Below are 16,009 nucleotides of genomic sequence, written 5' to 3'. Positions count from 1 at the left end.
CCGGGTTCCGGTCCGTTCAATCTACTTCAGCCGGCCGGCCGGAGCCGAAGGACCCACCCACGGGCTCACGGGATTTCCCATCCAATACGTTCCGGCGGGAACGGTCTCCCCGCGCATCACCAACGACGCCGGGCCTACGGTTCCGCCATCGCCGATGCTCGCTGCGGGCAGGATGACCCCGTGCGGGCCCATGGTGGCACCGGCACCGAGGGTCACTGAGTCGATGCTCATGACGCGGTCGTGGAACAGGTGCGTCTGGACCACGCAGCCCCGGTTGACCGTGGAATTTTCGCCGAGGCTCACCAGGTCCGCTTCCGGAAGCCAGTAGCTCTCGCACCACGTTCCGCGGCCTATCTTGGCACCGAGTGCGCGCAGCCACCACACCAGGGCAGGGGTTCCCGCGGCCGACCGGGCAAACCACGGCGCGCTGACCATTTCAACGAAGGTGTCCACTACCTCATTGCGCCAGATGAATGAGCTCCACAGCGGATGTTCGCCGGCGCGGATTGTTCCCACCAGGACCCATTTGGCCACGACGGAACTGAGCGCCGCCACAGCCCCGGCTGCCAGCAGCACCACACCACCCAGGATGGCGGCCATCCAGTAACCCCAACCGCGGGCCAGCCAGTCGAGGGCAAGCATCACACCGGCGGCGATGGCGACAGTGAGGATCACCGGCACCAAACGGCACAATTCCCAGAGGGCCCTGGCGGCTTTGAGCCTTAATGGCGGCTGGAAGGTGCGTGACTGGTCAGCGTCGACGGCGGTACGCCGCAACCTGACCGGTGGGCTGCCCAGCCAGGACGTCCCGGACTTGGCCTTGGCAGGCGTGGCCGACAGCACGGCCACCAGGGAGTTCTTGGGCACGTTTCGGCCGGCGGCCGTCATGCCGGAATTTCCCAGGAAGGACCGTTTGCCGATCTTGGCGGGCGCGATCTTCATCCAGCCACCGCCCAGTTCGTAGGATGCCACCATGGTGTCGTCGGCCAGGAAAGCTCCGTCGCCGATCGTGGTCATGCGTGGGACCAGCAGCACCGTGGAGGCCTCGACGTTCTTGCCCACCTTGGCTCCCAGGAGCCGGAGCCAGACCGGAGTGAAAAGGCTGGCGTAGATGGGGAACAGGAGGTCGCGGGCCATGTCCAGCAACCGCTCTGTGGCCCAGACCTGCCAGCCGGTCCGGCTACGGACACGGTAATACCCTTCCTTGAGCCCCAGGCCCAGGAGCCGGGCAAAAACAAGGATGAGGACGAGGTTGGAAAAGAACCACACGAGTGCGGCCAACGGCAGTGCCGCGGCAAGCTGGGGCAACGCATCGCCCAGGGAAGCACGCCCGCGAATGAAAGCGAGCACCACAGCGGCGGCAACGCCGGCTGAGACGTACGGGATCAGGGCGAGCAACGCCGAGGCGCCTGCAAAGGCCGACAACCACAACCTGTCCACGAACGGGCTGCGCGCGGAAGACTCCGGCCATTCCTGCTTGGCTTTGCCCCGGCGCCCGGCGGGAGAACCAGCCACGAGGTGGCCGGCCTTGACCTTGCCCAGCACGGCCGAGCCTGCCTCCACGTGGGCTCCGGCGCCAATGGTGGCTCCGGGCATGAGGGTGCTGCGCGAACCGACCACGGCGCCTGCGCCGACATGGATCTGGCCGATATGCACCGAATCGCCATCCACCCACCAGCCGCTCAGGTCGACCTCGGGCTCGATGTTGGCCCCGCTGCCCAGTGACAGCAAGCCGGTAACCGGCGGCAGGGAGTGCAGGTGGACGTCTTTGCCCACCTTGGCACCGAGTGCCCTGGCGTAATAGGGGACGAAGGGAGCGCTGGCCAGGCCAATGGCGCCCGAAAGGTCCTGGATCTGCTCCGCCAGCCAGAGGCGCAGATGCGTTTTGCCCGAGCGCGGGTACGTCCCGGGCCGGACCTTGCCGAGCAGGAGGCGCGCGGCCGCCACGGAGATGGCCATCCGGCCCCACGGGCTGACGAACACCAGCCAGGACGCCGCGATCCACCACCAGGACACGGCCGGCGCCAGGATAAATCCTGCGAAGTCGGCCAACAGCCTGTTGGCCGCCATGAGGTAGGTCAGCCACCGCATGCCCACCAGAATGTGCAGGGGTGCGCCCATGAGGACCTGGAAGACCTGGGACTTGCGGGCGGTGGGCCGGACGGAGCGTTCGGCTGCGGGTCCAGGCACCTGTCCCTCCGGGACTGACTGCCGGGCAGCATCGATAAGAGCACCCACACGCGGGGTGGCGTAGATATCGGCCACCGTGATGGTGGGGTACCGGACACGCAGTGCGGAGACCAGTTGGGCAGCTGCCAGGGAGCCGCCGCCGTAGGCAAAGAAGTCGGCGTCGAGGGATCCCACGGCGCTCCCAAGGACCGCCTCCCACTGTTCCACTACCCAGCGGGCGTCCTCCGGCAGGTCCAGGGGCTTGCTCCCGGCGTCGGGAGCCGCATCCGCCAGTGGCCATGGCAAGGCGTTCCGGTCAACTTTTCCGCTGGTCTTGGTGGGCAGGTTGTCCACCACCGTCAGGAGCGGAATCAGTGCGGCCGGAAGGCTGTCGGCAAGGAGTTCGCGGGCTGCGCCCAGGTCCACCGCCGTTCCATCGGAGGGCGCGAGGTAACCGACCAGGATCTGGTTTCCCGCCGCCGTCGTTTGGACGGCTGCCGCAGCACCGGCAATGCCCGGCAGCGACTGCAAGGCGGCATCCACCTCGCCGAGTTCAATGCGTCGTCCGCCAAGCTTCACTTGTTCATCAGCGCGGCCCAAAAAAACCAGGCCCTCCGCTTCATAACGGACAAGGTCGCCGGAACGGTACGCGCGATTCCACCCCAGGGTGGGCATCGGGGCGTACTTTTCGGCGTCTTTGGCCGGGTCCAGGTAGCGGGCGAGGCCCACGCCACCGATGATAAGTTCGCCGATCCCGCCTTCTGGCACGGGCATCCCGGCTGAATCCACTACTGCGAGGTCCCAGCCGTCCAGGGGCAGACCGATCCTGACGGGGCCGGAGCCGCCCAAGGGCGCGGCGCAGGCCACCACGGTTGCCTCCGTGGGGCCGTACGTGTTCCACACCTCGCGGCCATCGACGGCCAGCCGCTCGGCAAGTTCGGGAGGGCACGCCTCCCCGCCGAAAATCAACAGCCGGACGTTTTCCAGGGCTTCAGCAGGCCACAGGGCCGCCAGGGTAGGCACCGTGGACACTACTGTGATGCCGTGGTTGATCAGCCATGGTCCCAAGTCCGTTCCCGTGCGGACCAAGGCCCGCGGAGCAGGCACCAGGCAGGCGCCGTGACGCCATGCCAGCCACATTTCCTCGCAGGATGCGTCGAAGGCGACGGAAAGTCCGGCCAGCACCCTGTCCTGGGGGCCGATGGGTTCTGATTGTAGGAAGATTCGTGCTTCCGCGTCGACGAAAGCCGCGGACGAGCGGTGTGTCACGGCCACGCCCTTGGGTGTACCGGTGGAACCTGATGTGAAGATGATCCAGGAGTCGTCATCCAGCCCCGGCTTTGCAGCTGCGGTGATGGGCGGACGTGAACCTCCCTGCGGAACGCCGGCCATCTGCAGGGACAGTCCGGGGCCCGCTACTGCACCTGCCTTGGCTTCGCCGAACACCAACCGCGCCCGTTCGTCCGGGTCATCGGCGTCGACCGGCACGTACGCCGCCCCCGCCATCAGGATTCCAAGGATCGCGATATAGAGTTCATTGGTGCCGGAGGGTATCCGGACCCCCACCTTGTCGCCCCGGCCCAACCCTGCGGCGTTGAGCTTTCCCGCGAAGGAGCGGACTGCTGCCAGCAATTGCTCATAACTCAGTGATGCATGGCCATCGTCCAGGGCCGAAGCCTCGGGGAAGGACGCAGCGGTTGCCTCAAGGATGTCCACCAGGGTGCGCGCGGGCGGGGCTGCGGCCAAACCGGGAAGCTGGGGCCGGTGCGTGGCCAGGGCAGGGGCGGACCCGTGCCCGGCAGGTTCTTCGACTCTCACGACTACAGCTTTACCGCGAAAGGTAAACAAAAGGTGTCGGACGTTTCCCGCGCTTCATACTGCGTTGTTTCTGAGTTCACCGGCGCGTTGCCGCGTGTTCTGCCGGACCGAATTGTTCGGCTCCTGGCCGGTCAGGGAACCAACAGGACTTTGCCCGTGGTGCGGCGGCCCTCGAGATCGCGGTGGGCTTGAGCGGCCTCGGCCAGCGGGTACGTGGCACCGACCCGTACGGACAGCGTGCCGTTGGCTGCTGCCTCGAAGATTTCGGTGGAACGCCAACGCCGCTCATGGGTGTTCTGCACGAAGTGCCCCATGGTGGGCCGGGTCAGTGTCAGGGAGCCGCCGGCATTCAGCCGCTGTGGGTCGAAGGGCGGAACGGGGCCCGAGGCTGCCCCGAACAGGACCATGGCCCCGCGGATCCTCAGGCTCTTCAGGGAGTCGTCGAACGTATCCCTGCCCACGCCGTCGTAGACCACATTGACACCTTCTCCGTCGGTGAGTTCGCGGACTTTGTCCGCAAAGCGGTCGTAACGGAGGACTTCATCCGCCCCGGCCTCCTTGGAAAGGCCGGCCTTTTCATCCGAGGAAACCGTGGTGAAGACCCGCGCGCCCCTGGCTTTGAGCAACTGTGTCAGCAGCAATCCCACGCCACCGGCACCGGCATGCAGGAGGACCGAGTGTCCTGGTTCCACGCGGAATGAGGAGTTCATGAGGTAGTGGGCCGTGATTCCCTGCAGGGGCAGGGCTGCGGCGGTGTGGTCGTCCACGCCGTCCGGAACGGGGAGTGCCTTGGGGGCGTCCACCAGGATGTAGTCGGCATAGGTCGCGGCGGCCTCGGCGGTAGCAACCCGGTCGCCCGCGGCGAACTCTTCCACACCCTCACCAAGGGCCTCCACCGTTCCCGCGGCTTCTGCTCCCGGAGTGAAGGGATACTCCACCTTGTAGATGCCGCTGCGCTGGTAGGTCTCGATGAAGTTGACACCGGCGGCTGCGACTTTGACCAGCAATTGTCCCGGGCCGGGTTTCGGCGGCTCAACGGAGGCGTATTCGAGGACTTCCGGTCCTCCGGGCTGCCGGGCAACGATGGCGTGCGTCATGGTGGCTCCTCACTCCGGGACGGTCCTTCCAATGCCCGGTTCCAGATTCCATCCTAGGGAGGAGGCAGCCGTCAGTGTGAAACCCTCAGCGCCGTCCGTGCGTCGCAGCGACCGGACAATCGAAGCCGCGCCCGGCGGCGAGGCCCACCTCATTGAGGTACCTGACCACGATTCCGTACGACTGCGGCAAAGTGGTCTCGGTGTAGGGAATCGAGTGCTTGCCACAGAAAGCGCGGACGATTCCGGCAGCACGGTGAAGCTGCGGCCGGGCCATGTCAGGGAAGAGGTGGTGTTCCACCTGGCGGTTGAGGCCGCCCAACAGGAAGTCCATGAACCGTCCGCCGGAGATGTTGCGGGATGTCAGGACCTGGCGGCTGAGGAAGTCCGCGCGGCTGTCTGACGGCAGAACGGGCATGCCCTTGTGGTTGGGGGCGAAGGAGGCGCCCATGTAGAACCCGTAGACCATGATCTGCACGCCGAGGAAAGCAAAAGCCATGCCGATGGGCAGGAACGTGAAGGCGAGGACCGGCAATGCGGCGAGGCGGGTGACGAGGATGGGGGTTTCCACCCAGCGGTGGCGAACCTTGTGCTTGCCGAAGATGAAGCGCAGTGAATCGAACTGCAGGCTGAGACCCAGGAGCGTAAGGAGGGGGAAGAAGAACCAGCCCTGCTTGCGGGTGAGGAACGCCAGGCGTCCTTTACGCTCCGCCGCAGCCTCTTGATAGAAGACCAGGGCGTTGTTCCGGATGTCCGGGTCTTTGGAAATGACATTGGGGTGGTTATGGTGGGCGCCATGCTTCTGTTCCCACCAGGAGTAGCTGATGCCGGCAACGCCTGTGGCGAGCAGCCGCGCGGACCAGTCGTTGGCGCGGCGTGAGGCGAAGATTTGCTTATGGCCCGCCTCGTGCGCCAGGAAGCTCAACTGGGTGCAGAAGATCCCCAGCGCAGCAGCGATCAGGAGTTGGTACCAGGAGTCGCCGATCAGCGCGAAGCCGAGCCACGTGCCGGCCATGAGGAGCATGAGGGCGACAAAAAGCCAGATATAGAACCCGGTCCGCCGCTCAAGGAGCCCGGCCGCTTTCACGCTCTTCAGAAGTTCTGAGTAACTGTGGACTACCGGATTGGGTTGGATGATGCGCGCCCTGGGGCGATCGGAAATGGATGTGGGTGCCATGAAGGTGTGCCCCGTATCGCTCACGGGCAACGTTGCAGCCGACGTTCGGACTGCACGGTCTGGATCACCCTGTATCCAGCATACGCCCCACGGGCGCGGTAGGCCCGAATGACTACATGCATAAATATCAGCAACCATGAATAGTTTTGCTGTATGGTGGAGGCATGACTATTTCTGTTGCCGTCTCCGGTGCCAGCGGCTACGCCGGGGGAGAAGTGCTGCGCCTGCTGGCGAACCATCCCAACGTCACCATCGGCGCGATCACCGCGCACAGCAACGCCGGTTCCAGACTAGGGGAGTTGCAGCCGCATCTCCATGGTTTGGCCAGCCGGATTCTGGAAGACACCACCGTTGAGAACCTGTCCGGTCACGACGTCGTTTTCCTTGCCTTGCCGCATGGAGCCTCTGCCGACATCGCCGCGCAGTTGCCGGAAGGAACAGTAGTCATCGACGCCGGCGCAGACCACCGCCTGCAAGACGCCGCGGCGTGGGAAAAGTTCTACGGCTCCGCCCATGCGGGCACCTGGCCCTATGGCCTGCCCGAGCTCCCGGGCCAGCGCGACGCCTTGAAAGGCGCCAAGCGCATCGCCGTACCCGGCTGCTACCCGACGTCGGCCCTGCTGGCCTTGACGCCCGGGTTCGCCAACAACCTTTTGCTGACCGACGACGTCGTCATTGTTTCCGCATCCGGAACCTCGGGCGCAGGCAAGGCAGCCAAGGTCAACCTGATCGGTTCCGAAGTCATGGGGTCCATGAGCCCGTACGGCGTGGGTGGCGGGCATCGCCACACGCCCGAAATCGAGCAGGGTTTGTCCAACGCCGCGGGGGAACCGGTGACGGTGTCTTTCACTCCGACCCTCGCGCCCATGAGCCGCGGAATCCTTACGACGGCCACTGCCAAGGTTGGGCACGGCGTCACCGCCTCCGAGCTCCGCCAGGCCTGGGCCGACGCCTACGACGACGAACCGTTCGTGCACCTGCTGCCGGAGGGCCAGTGGCCCTCCACCAAGTCGGTCCAGGGGTCCAACCACGCAGTGATGCAGTTGGCCTTCGACGGCCACACAGGTCGCGTCATCGTTACGTGCGCCATCGACAACCTCACCAAGGGAACTGCCGGCGGTGCCGTGCAGTCCATGAACATTGCCCTCGGCCTGGATGAAACCGCCGGCCTGAACCTGCAGGGAGTTGCACCGTGACCATTACCGCCCCCAAGGGATTCAGGGCCGCCGGCATCAAGGCCGGGATCAAGGCTTCCGGCAACCCTGACCTCGCCCTCGTCGTCAATGACGGTCCGCTGAAGGCCGCTGCCGCGGTCTTCACGTCCAACCGGGTGGCCGCAGCCCCTGTGCACTGGTCCCGCCAGGTGGTCACCGATGGCCGCGTTGATGCCGTCGTGCTGAACTCCGGTGGCGCCAACGCCTGCACCGGTCCGCAGGGTTTCCAGAACACCCATGCCACGGCCGAGAAAGTGGCAGAAGCGCTGGGAGTCTCAGCTTCCGACGTCGTGGTTTGCTCTACCGGCCTGATCGGCGAGCAGTTGCCCATGGACAAGATCCTCCCGGGCGTCGAGGCGGCCGCCAAGGAGCTCAGTGAGGACGGCGGCAGCGCCGCAGCCACTGCGATCATGACCACCGACAGCGTCTCCAAGGAAGCCGTGTTCACCGGAAAAGACGCCGAAGGCAAGACATTCACGGTCGGCGGTATCGCCAAGGGTGCCGGCATGCTGGCTCCCGGTCTGGCAACCATGCTGGTGGTCCTCACCACCGACGCCGAGGTGCCGGCCAACGAGCTCGACGTCGTCCTTCGCGACGCCACGCGCGTCACCTTCGACCGCGCCGACTCCGACGGCTGCATGTCCACCAACGACACCGTGGTGCTGCTCGCCTCGGGCGCGTCCGAAGCGCTGCCTTCCGCGGCGCAGTTGAGCGAGGCCGTGACTTCCGTCTGTGCCGAACTGGCCCGCAAGCTGATCGGCGACGCAGAGGGTGCCAGCCATGACATCGCCATCCGGACCTTCAACGCGGCGAGTGAACGCGACGCGGAGATCGTCGGGCGCTCCGTGGCCCGCTCCAACCTCTTCAAGGCAGCCATCTTCGGCAAGGACCCCAACTGGGGCCGGGTGCTCTCTGCAGTCGGCACTACCGACGCCATCTTTGAGGCAGACCAGCTGAACGTATCCATGAACGGCGTCCAGATCTGCCGCAATGGCAGCATCGGCGACGACCGCAACCTTGTAGACCTGGAACCGCGCGAAGTCCTCGTGGAAATCGACCTCCAGGCCGGCGACGCAGAGGCCACCATCTGGACCAACGACCTCACGCACGACTACGTGCATGAGAACAGCGCGTACTCGAGCTAAGGGATGACGATGACTGCGCATACCCGCGAGAACACGTCCATGAGCGACGCCCAGGACAAAGCCGGGACCTTGATCGAGGCGCTGCCCTGGATCCAGCGCTTTGCCGGAACCACCATGGTGATCAAGTACGGCGGCAACGCGATGGTGAATGACGACCTTCGCCGAGCCTTCGCCGAGGACATCGTGTTCCTCCACCACGTTGGCATCCACCCCGTGGTGGTCCACGGCGGAGGACCGCAGATCAACTCCATGCTGGGACGGCTCGGCATCGAATCCGAGTTCAAGGGCGGCCTGCGCGTCACCACACCCGAAGCCATGGACGTCGTCCGGATGGTCCTCACCGGGCAGGTTGGCCGCGAGCTGGTTGGCTTGATCAACTCCCACGGTCCGTATGCCGTGGGCATGTCAGGCGAAGACGGTGGGCTTCTCCGTGCGGTTCGCACCGGCACTGTGGTGGACGGCGAGGAAGTGGACCTTGGCCTGGTTGGCGAAGTGGTTGGCGTTGATCCCGCCGGGATCAAGGACATCCTCGACGCCGGCCGCATCCCCGTGATTTCCACGGTAGCCCCCGAAATCACTGAGGAGGGCAACGGCTTCCAAACCACCGGCCAGGTCCTCAACGTCAATGCGGACACCGCCGCGGCTGCGGTTGCGTCAGCCTTGGGGGCCTCCAAGCTCGTCATCCTCACCGACGTGGAGGGCCTTTACGCCAACTGGCCCGACAAGTCATCGCTGATTTCCTCCCTGACGGCATCGGAGCTCCGTGACATGCTGCCCCGCCTGGAATCCGGCATGATCCCCAAGATGGCTGCCTGCCTGAAGGCCATCGACGAAGGCGTGGAACGCGCCCACATCGTGGACGGCCGCCTGCCGCACTCCATGCTGTTGGAAACCTTTACGACGGCGGGCATCGGCACCCAGGTAGTACCGGACGAGGACGTGAACGCATGAGCACCGAACTGAGCCATACAGCCGAGTCTGCCGCCACCGCGCTGGTAGCCCAGAGCTCCGGCGCCGACTGGCTGGCCCGCTACTCCTCGTCCCTCATGGGTGTCTTTGGCACCCCGCAGCGCGTGCTGGTCCGCGGCGCAGGCTGCCTGGTGTGGGACGCTGACGGCAAGGAGTACCTGGACCTCCTCGGCGGCATCGCAGTGAACGCACTGGGCCATGCCCACCCGTTCGTTACCTCGGTCATTTCCAGCCAACTGGCCACGCTGGGGCACGTATCCAATTTCTTCACGAGCCCAACGCAGATCGCGCTCGCAGAGAAACTGTTGGCCATCAGCAACGCCCCGGCAGGTTCGAAGGTCTTCTTTGCCAACTCCGGCACCGAAGCCAACGAGGCCGCCTTCAAGCTGGCCCGCCGGAATAACGCCGACGGCACGCGGACCAAGATCATCGCCCTTGAGGGTGCTTTCCACGGCCGGACCATGGGAGCGTTGGCGTTGACAGCCAAGGAGGCGTACCGCGCACCGTTCGAGCCTCTGCCCGGTGGCGTGGTCCACATCCCGTTCGGCGACATCGAGGCCCTGCGTGCCGCCGTCGACGATTCCACCGCGGCCGTGTTCCTGGAACCGATCCAGGGTGAAGCGGGCGTCCGGCCCCTCAGCGCCGAATACCTGAAGGCTGCACGCGAGGCCACCACAGCCGCCGGCGCACTGCTGATCCTCGACGAAGTCCAAACAGGCATTGGCCGGACCGGCAAGTGGCTGGCAAGCGAAGACGCCGGAATCGTTCCCGACGCCGTCACCCTCGCCAAGGGTCTCGGCGGCGGCTTCCCGATCGGCGCCCTGCTGACGTTCGGAAGTACGACGTCGGCCCTGCTCACCGCCGGGCAACACGGCACCACATTCGGTGGAAACCCGGTGGCCACGGCCGCCGCGCTGGCCACGCTTCATGCCATCGAAACTCAGGGCGTGCTACAGAATGTCACTTCGGTTGGCGAGTACCTTCGCCGGGGGATCGCCGCCGTCGAGGGTGTTACCGAGGTCCGCGGTGAAGGTCTGCTGATCGGCTTCGATGTCGACGCGGAGATCGCCCCCGCCATGGTGACCGCCGGCCTTGAGGCAGGCTTCATCATCAACAGTCCCGGTCCCCGGACCATCCGCCTGGCGCCGCCGCTCATCCTGACCACCGAACAGGCTGACCGTTTCCTGGCAGCCCTGCCTGACCTGATCGCTACGGCCACCGCCACCACCGCTAAGGACGCACAGTGACAACTTCCACCAGCACCCGGCACTTCCTGAAAGACACAGACCTCACTCCGGCCGAGCAGGCTGAGGTCCTGGAACTGGCAGTACGCATGAAGGCTGCCCCGTACAGCGTCCAGCCGTTCGCCGCGGAGGGCGCAGGGCGTCAGACGGTCGCCGTCATCTTCGACAAGACCTCCACCCGGACCCGCGTGTCATTTGCTACGGGGATCGCCGACATGGGCGGCAACGCGCTCATCATCAACCCCGGTGAAGCCCAGATCGGCCACAAGGAGTCCGTGGAGGACACCGCAAAGGTCCTGGAGCGCATGGTGTCCACCATCGTGTGGCGCACCGGCGCCCACTCGGGCCTGGTGGCAATGGCGGAGAACTCCAAGGTGCCCGTCATCAACGCGCTGTGCGACGACTACCACCCGTGCCAGCTCCTGGCCGACCTCCTGACCGTCAAGGAGCACAAGGGCGAACTCGCCGGACTGACCATGGCCTACCTGGGCGATGCCGCCAACAACATGGCGAACTCCTACCTGTTGGCCGGCGTCACGGCGGGAATGCACGTCCGGATTTCCGGTCCGGAGGGCTACCTTCCGGCCGCTGACATTGTGGCCGCAGCGGAAGAACGGGCTGCCGAAACCGGTGGTTCCGTGCTCATCACCAGCGATGCCGCCGAAGCCCTCAAGGGTGCCGACGTCGTGGCCACCGACACGTGGGTGTCCATGGGCCAGGAAGCGGAGAAAGAAGCCCGCCTTCAGCTGTTCCGCGAGTACTCCGTGGATGAGGCCGCCATGGCACAGGCAGCGCCGGACGCCGTCGTGCTCCACTGCCTCCCGGCCTACCGCGGCTACGAGATCTCGGCGGGCGTCATCGACGGTCCGCAGTCCATCGTCTGGGACGAGGCCGAGAACCGCCTCCACGCCCAGAAAGCACTGATGGCCTGGCTCATGCACAGGTCCGGCCTGGCTTTCGTCGACGGCCTTGCACCCGTCGAGGGAACCGGCGAGAGCACGTTCTAGTGTCCACCAACCCTTCGGTTCCGGGTGTAAGCCCGGCCACCAAGACGGCCCGTCAGGCGCGCATCACCGCGATCCTGACGGGGGAGTCCGTCCGTTCCCAGGCAGAGCTTGCAGCCCTGCTGGCGGAAGACGGCGTCCAGGTCACCCAGGCCACGCTGTCGCGTGACCTCGTGGAACTTGGGGCCGTCAGGGTCCGTGGCAAGGACGGCGCGCTCGTCTACGCGGTTCCCGGCGAAGGGGGAGACCGCAACGCCAAGAGCGGTGTGACCCAGGAAATTCTCGATGCCCGGCTCACCAGGCTGTGCGGGGAACTGCTGGTGACGGCGGAGGCCTCGGGCAACATTGTGGTGCTCCGGACACCGCCGGGGGCTGCAAACTTCCTGGCGCTTGCGATCGATCACTCCGTGATGCCGTCGGTATTGGGTACGATCGCAGGCGATGACACCGTGATGTTGGTTTCCCGGGATCCCGGCGGCGGCGCGGAACTCGCGGCCCGCTTCCTGCAATTGGCCGAGGAAGCCGGCCCCGCAGCCAACTGATTTTCTTCAAGCATTAGATACGCAACACGCAACAACCAAAGGAGCACTCTCGTGACTGAGCGCATTGTTCTGGCCTACTCCGGTGGCCTTGATACGTCCGTAGCCATCGGCTGGATCGGTGAAGCCACCGGCGCCGAGGTCATCGCTGTGGCCGTCGACGTCGGACAGGGCGGCGAGTCCCTGGAAACCATCCGCCAGCGCGCCCTCGGCTGTGGCGCCGTCGAAGCCTACGTTGCCGATGCCCGCGACGAGTTCGCCAACGAATACGCGATGCCCACCCTCAAGGCGAATGCCCTCTACCAGGGACACTACCCGCTGGTCTCGGCCATCTCCCGTCCCGTCATCGTCAAGCACCTGGTCAAGGCCGCCCGCGAATTCGGCGCCACTACTGTCGCACACGGGTGCACGGGCAAGGGCAACGACCAGGTCCGCTTCGAAGTGGGCATCCAGACCCTCGGCCCGGACCTGAAGTGCATCGCACCTGTCCGCGACCTCGCCCTGACCCGCGACAAAGCGATCGCCTTCGCCGAGGAAAAGGGACTGCCGATCGAGACCACCAAGAAGAACCCGTACTCGATCGACCAGAACGTCTGGGGACGCGCCGTCGAGACCGGCTACCTCGAGGACATCTGGAACGCACCCACCAAGGACATCTACGACTACACCGCCACCCCGGAATTCCCGCCGGCACCGGATGAAGTCACCATCTCCTTCCAGGCCGGTATCCCGGTAGCGATCGACGGCGTGAAGGTCACCCCGCTGCAGGCCATCCAGGAACTGAACCGCCGTGCCGGCGCCCAGGGCGTGGGCCGCATCGACGTCGTCGAGGACCGCCTGGTGGGCATCAAGTCCCGCGAGATCTACGAAGCTCCCGGTGCCATGGCCCTGATCACCGCGCACAAGCACCTCGAAGATGTCACGATCGAGCGAGAGCAGGCCCGCTTCAAGGCAACGGTCGGCCAGCGCTGGGCCGAGCTTGTCTACGACGGACAGTGGTTCTCCCCGCTGAAGCGTTCCCTGGACGCCTTCATCGAGGACACCCAGAAGTACGTCTCCGGCGACATCCGCATGGTCCTCCACGGTGGCCAGGCCATCGTTAACGGCCGCCGTTCCGACACCTCGCTGTACGACTTCGACCTCGCCACCTACGACACCGGCGACACCTTCGACCAGTCCATGGCCCGCGGCTTCATCGAGCTCTGGGGTATGTCTTCCAAGGTCGCCTCGGGCCGCGACCTGCGGGTTGCAGGCGAGTAATGACGTCGGCAACAAATGAAGGTGCGCTCTGGGGTGGCCGGTTCGCCGGCGGCCCGGCGGACGCGCTGGCCGCACTGAGCAAGTCCACGCATTTCGATTGGCGGCTGGCCCGCTACGACATCGCCGGCTCCAAGGCGCACGCCCGCGTGCTGGCCAAGGCCGGCCTGCTGGATGACGCCGAGCTTGAGGGCATGTTGGCAGCGCTCACGCAACTGGACGAGGACGTCGCGAGCGGCGCCTACCAGCCTGCCGAGAGTGATGAGGACGTGCACGGTTCGCTGGAACGTGGCCTGATCGAGCGGGCAGGTGCTCAACTCGGCGGCAAGCTCCGCGCCGGGCGTTCGCGCAACGACCAAGTGGCAACGCTTGGACGGATGTTCCTGCGCGACCACGCCCGGATCATCGCCCAGGGTGTCCTCGCGACCATCGATGCGCTGGTGGAGCAGGCCAAGGCCCACCAGGGCGTGGCCATGCCAGGCCGCACGCACCTGCAGCACGCCCAGCCGGTTCTGTTGAGCCACCACCTGCTGGCCCACGCCTGGGCACTGCTGCGCGATGTGCAGCGGCTCCAGGACTGGGACAAGCGTGCCGGAGTTTCGCCGTACGGCTCGGGCGCCCTGGCGGGTTCCTCGCTGGGACTGGATCCTGAGGCGGTAGCTGCCGACCTCGGTTTCTACTCAGCCGTGCACAACTCGATCGATGGCACCGCCTCCCGCGATGTCTTCGCTGAGTTCGCCTGGGTGTGCTCCATGATCGGCGTTGACTTGTCCCGGATCTCCGAGGAAGTCATTTTCTGGGCGACCAAGGAGTTCTCCTTCGTCACGCTGCACGACTCGTACTCCACGGGCTCCTCGATCATGCCGCAGAAGAAGAACCCGGATGTTGCCGAGTTGGCCCGCGGCAAGGCAGGCCGCCTGATCGGCAACCTGACCGGCCTGCTGGCAACGCTCAAGGGGCTGCCGCTCGCGTACAACCGCGACCTGCAGGAGGACAAGGAACCGGTGTTCGACGCCGCCGACACCCTGGAGCTGCTGCTCCCGGCGGTGTCCGGCATGATCGCTACGCTCACGTTCAACCGGGAGCGCTTGGAGTCGCTGGCTCCGCAGGGATTCGCGCTCGCCACGGACATCGCCGAGTGGCTTGTCCGCCAAGGCGTGCCGTTCCGGGAGGCCCACGAGCTCTCCGGTGCTGCCGTCAAGCAGGCCGAGAGCCGCGGCGTGGAGTTGTGGGACCTGACGGACGAAGAGTATGCAACGATTTCGGAGCACCTGACTCCCGAAGTCCGCAGTGTCCTCAGCACGGAAGGTTCGCTCAACAGCCGCAACTCGCAGGGCGGAACGGCACCGGCCGCCGTCGAACGCCAACTCCAGGCGCTTGAAGCGGAACTGGAGGCTGCGCGCACGTACGCGGCATAGCATGGTCCGAAAACTGGGCGGGAAGGTGCCACCGGGTGCCATCCCGCCCAGCTTTTTAATGTCTGCGTTAGCATGGCGCTATGACCCCGATCACAGCTGAGACGCTGCCCGCAGAGCTTCACAAAGCCGCCGGCACCGTCACCCGCCTTTTGGCCAAAATGGACGATTCCTCCGTCACCGGGCCCTCCGAACTTCCAGGCTGGTCCCGCGGCCATGTGCTGGCGCACCTCACGGGCATCGCCAATGCCATGGCGCGGCAGTTGGAGTATGCGCGGCGCGGCGAACAGATCGAACTGTACGACGGCGGCATGGAAGGCCGCACGAAGGCCATCAACCTCGCGGCGGGCCACAGCCTTGCTGAACATACTGCCTCTGTCACCACGGCTGTGGAATCGGCTGTTGCAGCCTTCGACGCGTTGGAGCCTGGCGACTGGCAGGCGCGGATCAGCTACCGGGACGGAACCGTGCTCGACGGCGGCCTGGCGTTGTGGCGGGAACTCACCATCCATGCCGCGGACCTCGGATTGGGCTTTGGACCGGAGACCTGGAGCCGTCCGTTTTGCGAGCACCTCTTCGGCTTCCTGGAGGCACGTGTGCCGGGGGAGTACAGGTTCGTCCTCCAACCCACCGGACTCCCTCCGCTGACCTTGGGCTCCGGCGGCACGTCCATTGCCATCACTGGCATGCTGACGGACATTGCTGCCTGGCTCGCAGGCCGTGAGCCGAGCCTCGGTTCGCTCCGCGCTACGGCAGCGGCGGACGGCGTGGACCTGCCTGAACTCCTGCCCTGGCCGGCCGGCGTCCCCGCCCAGCCAACCCACTGACGCTCTCTCACCGATACACCCTTTCTGCCGGACGCTCTCTCACCGATAGGCCTTTTCCCGCGGACGCTCTCTCACCGATAGGCCTTTTCCCGCGGACGCTCTCTCACCGATAGGCCTTTTCCCGCGGACGCTCTCTC

At 65.8% G+C, this 16,009-nt stretch carries 12 protein-coding genes; 9 read left to right on the top strand and 3 right to left on the bottom strand.

Annotated elements, in window-relative coordinates; translation table 11 throughout:
* Nucleotides 1-21: 21 nt before the first annotated feature.
* From ACSVIE_RS13185 to ACSVIE_RS13175, 3 genes are all read right to left on the bottom strand, one after another.
* Nucleotides 22-3,987, bottom strand: a complete 3,966-nt coding sequence (locus ACSVIE_RS13185) for a Pls/PosA family non-ribosomal peptide synthetase (protein WP_442424142.1) — start codon at nucleotides 3,985-3,987, stop codon at nucleotides 22-24.
* A gap of 131 nt (nucleotides 3,988-4,118) precedes the next feature.
* Entirely contained in the window at nucleotides 4,119-5,084 is a 966-nt protein-coding gene (locus ACSVIE_RS13180; RefSeq protein ID WP_442424141.1) for a quinone oxidoreductase family protein, read from the bottom strand.
* Between the two features lie 85 nt (nucleotides 5,085-5,169).
* Entirely contained in the window at nucleotides 5,170-6,258 is a 1,089-nt protein-coding gene (locus tag ACSVIE_RS13175) for a fatty acid desaturase family protein (protein ID WP_442424140.1), read from the bottom strand.
* A gap of 164 nt (nucleotides 6,259-6,422) precedes the next feature.
* Between ACSVIE_RS13175 and argC the strand changes: the two genes are divergently transcribed.
* From argC to ACSVIE_RS13130, 9 genes are all read left to right on the top strand, one after another.
* Nucleotides 6,423-7,454: an N-acetyl-gamma-glutamyl-phosphate reductase gene (gene argC, locus ACSVIE_RS13170; RefSeq protein ID WP_426006908.1), complete on the top strand. Its 1,032-nt coding sequence runs from the start codon at nucleotides 6,423-6,425 to the stop codon at nucleotides 7,452-7,454.
* Nucleotides 7,451-8,617 carry a bifunctional glutamate N-acetyltransferase/amino-acid acetyltransferase ArgJ gene (gene argJ / locus ACSVIE_RS13165; protein ID WP_442424139.1) on the top strand — a complete coding sequence of 389 codons (1,167 nt, stop codon included), beginning with the start codon at nucleotides 7,451-7,453 and terminating at the stop codon, nucleotides 8,615-8,617. Before argC ends, argJ begins: the two co-directional genes overlap by 4 nt.
* A gap of 9 nt (nucleotides 8,618-8,626) precedes the next feature.
* Nucleotides 8,627-9,568 carry an acetylglutamate kinase gene (argB, locus tag ACSVIE_RS13160; protein WP_426006910.1) on the top strand — a complete coding sequence of 314 codons (942 nt, stop codon included), beginning with the start codon at nucleotides 8,627-8,629 and terminating at the stop codon, nucleotides 9,566-9,568.
* Entirely contained in the window at nucleotides 9,565-10,833 is a 1,269-nt protein-coding gene (locus ACSVIE_RS13155; RefSeq protein ID WP_442424138.1) for an acetylornithine transaminase, read from the top strand. The genes argB and ACSVIE_RS13155 overlap by 4 nt, the downstream gene beginning before the upstream one ends.
* Nucleotides 10,830-11,837: an ornithine carbamoyltransferase gene (gene argF, locus ACSVIE_RS13150; protein WP_442424137.1), complete on the top strand. Its 1,008-nt coding sequence runs from the start codon at nucleotides 10,830-10,832 to the stop codon at nucleotides 11,835-11,837. The genes ACSVIE_RS13155 and argF overlap by 4 nt, the downstream gene beginning before the upstream one ends.
* Nucleotides 11,837-12,376, top strand: a complete 540-nt coding sequence (locus ACSVIE_RS13145) for an arginine repressor (RefSeq protein ID WP_442424136.1) — start codon at nucleotides 11,837-11,839, stop codon at nucleotides 12,374-12,376. The genes argF and ACSVIE_RS13145 overlap by 1 nt, the downstream gene beginning before the upstream one ends.
* Nucleotides 12,377-12,427: 51 nt before the next feature.
* Complete coding sequence (locus tag ACSVIE_RS13140) at nucleotides 12,428-13,633, top strand: argininosuccinate synthase (protein ID WP_144663087.1); 1,206 nt, start codon at nucleotides 12,428-12,430, stop codon at nucleotides 13,631-13,633.
* Entirely contained in the window at nucleotides 13,633-15,048 is a 1,416-nt protein-coding gene (argH, locus tag ACSVIE_RS13135) for an argininosuccinate lyase (protein WP_442424135.1), read from the top strand. The genes ACSVIE_RS13140 and argH overlap by 1 nt, the downstream gene beginning before the upstream one ends.
* An 80-nt stretch (nucleotides 15,049-15,128) precedes the next feature.
* Nucleotides 15,129-15,872, top strand: coding sequence for a maleylpyruvate isomerase family mycothiol-dependent enzyme (locus ACSVIE_RS13130; protein WP_442424134.1), 744 nt, complete (start codon nucleotides 15,129-15,131; stop codon nucleotides 15,870-15,872).
* Nucleotides 15,873-16,009 lie beyond the last annotated feature (137 nt).

This window comes from Paenarthrobacter sp. NCHU4564 (assembly GCF_052156435.1).
GTDB lineage: Bacteria > Actinomycetota > Actinomycetes > Actinomycetales > Micrococcaceae > Arthrobacter.
This window is presented reverse-complemented; position numbering and strand designations above follow the sequence as displayed.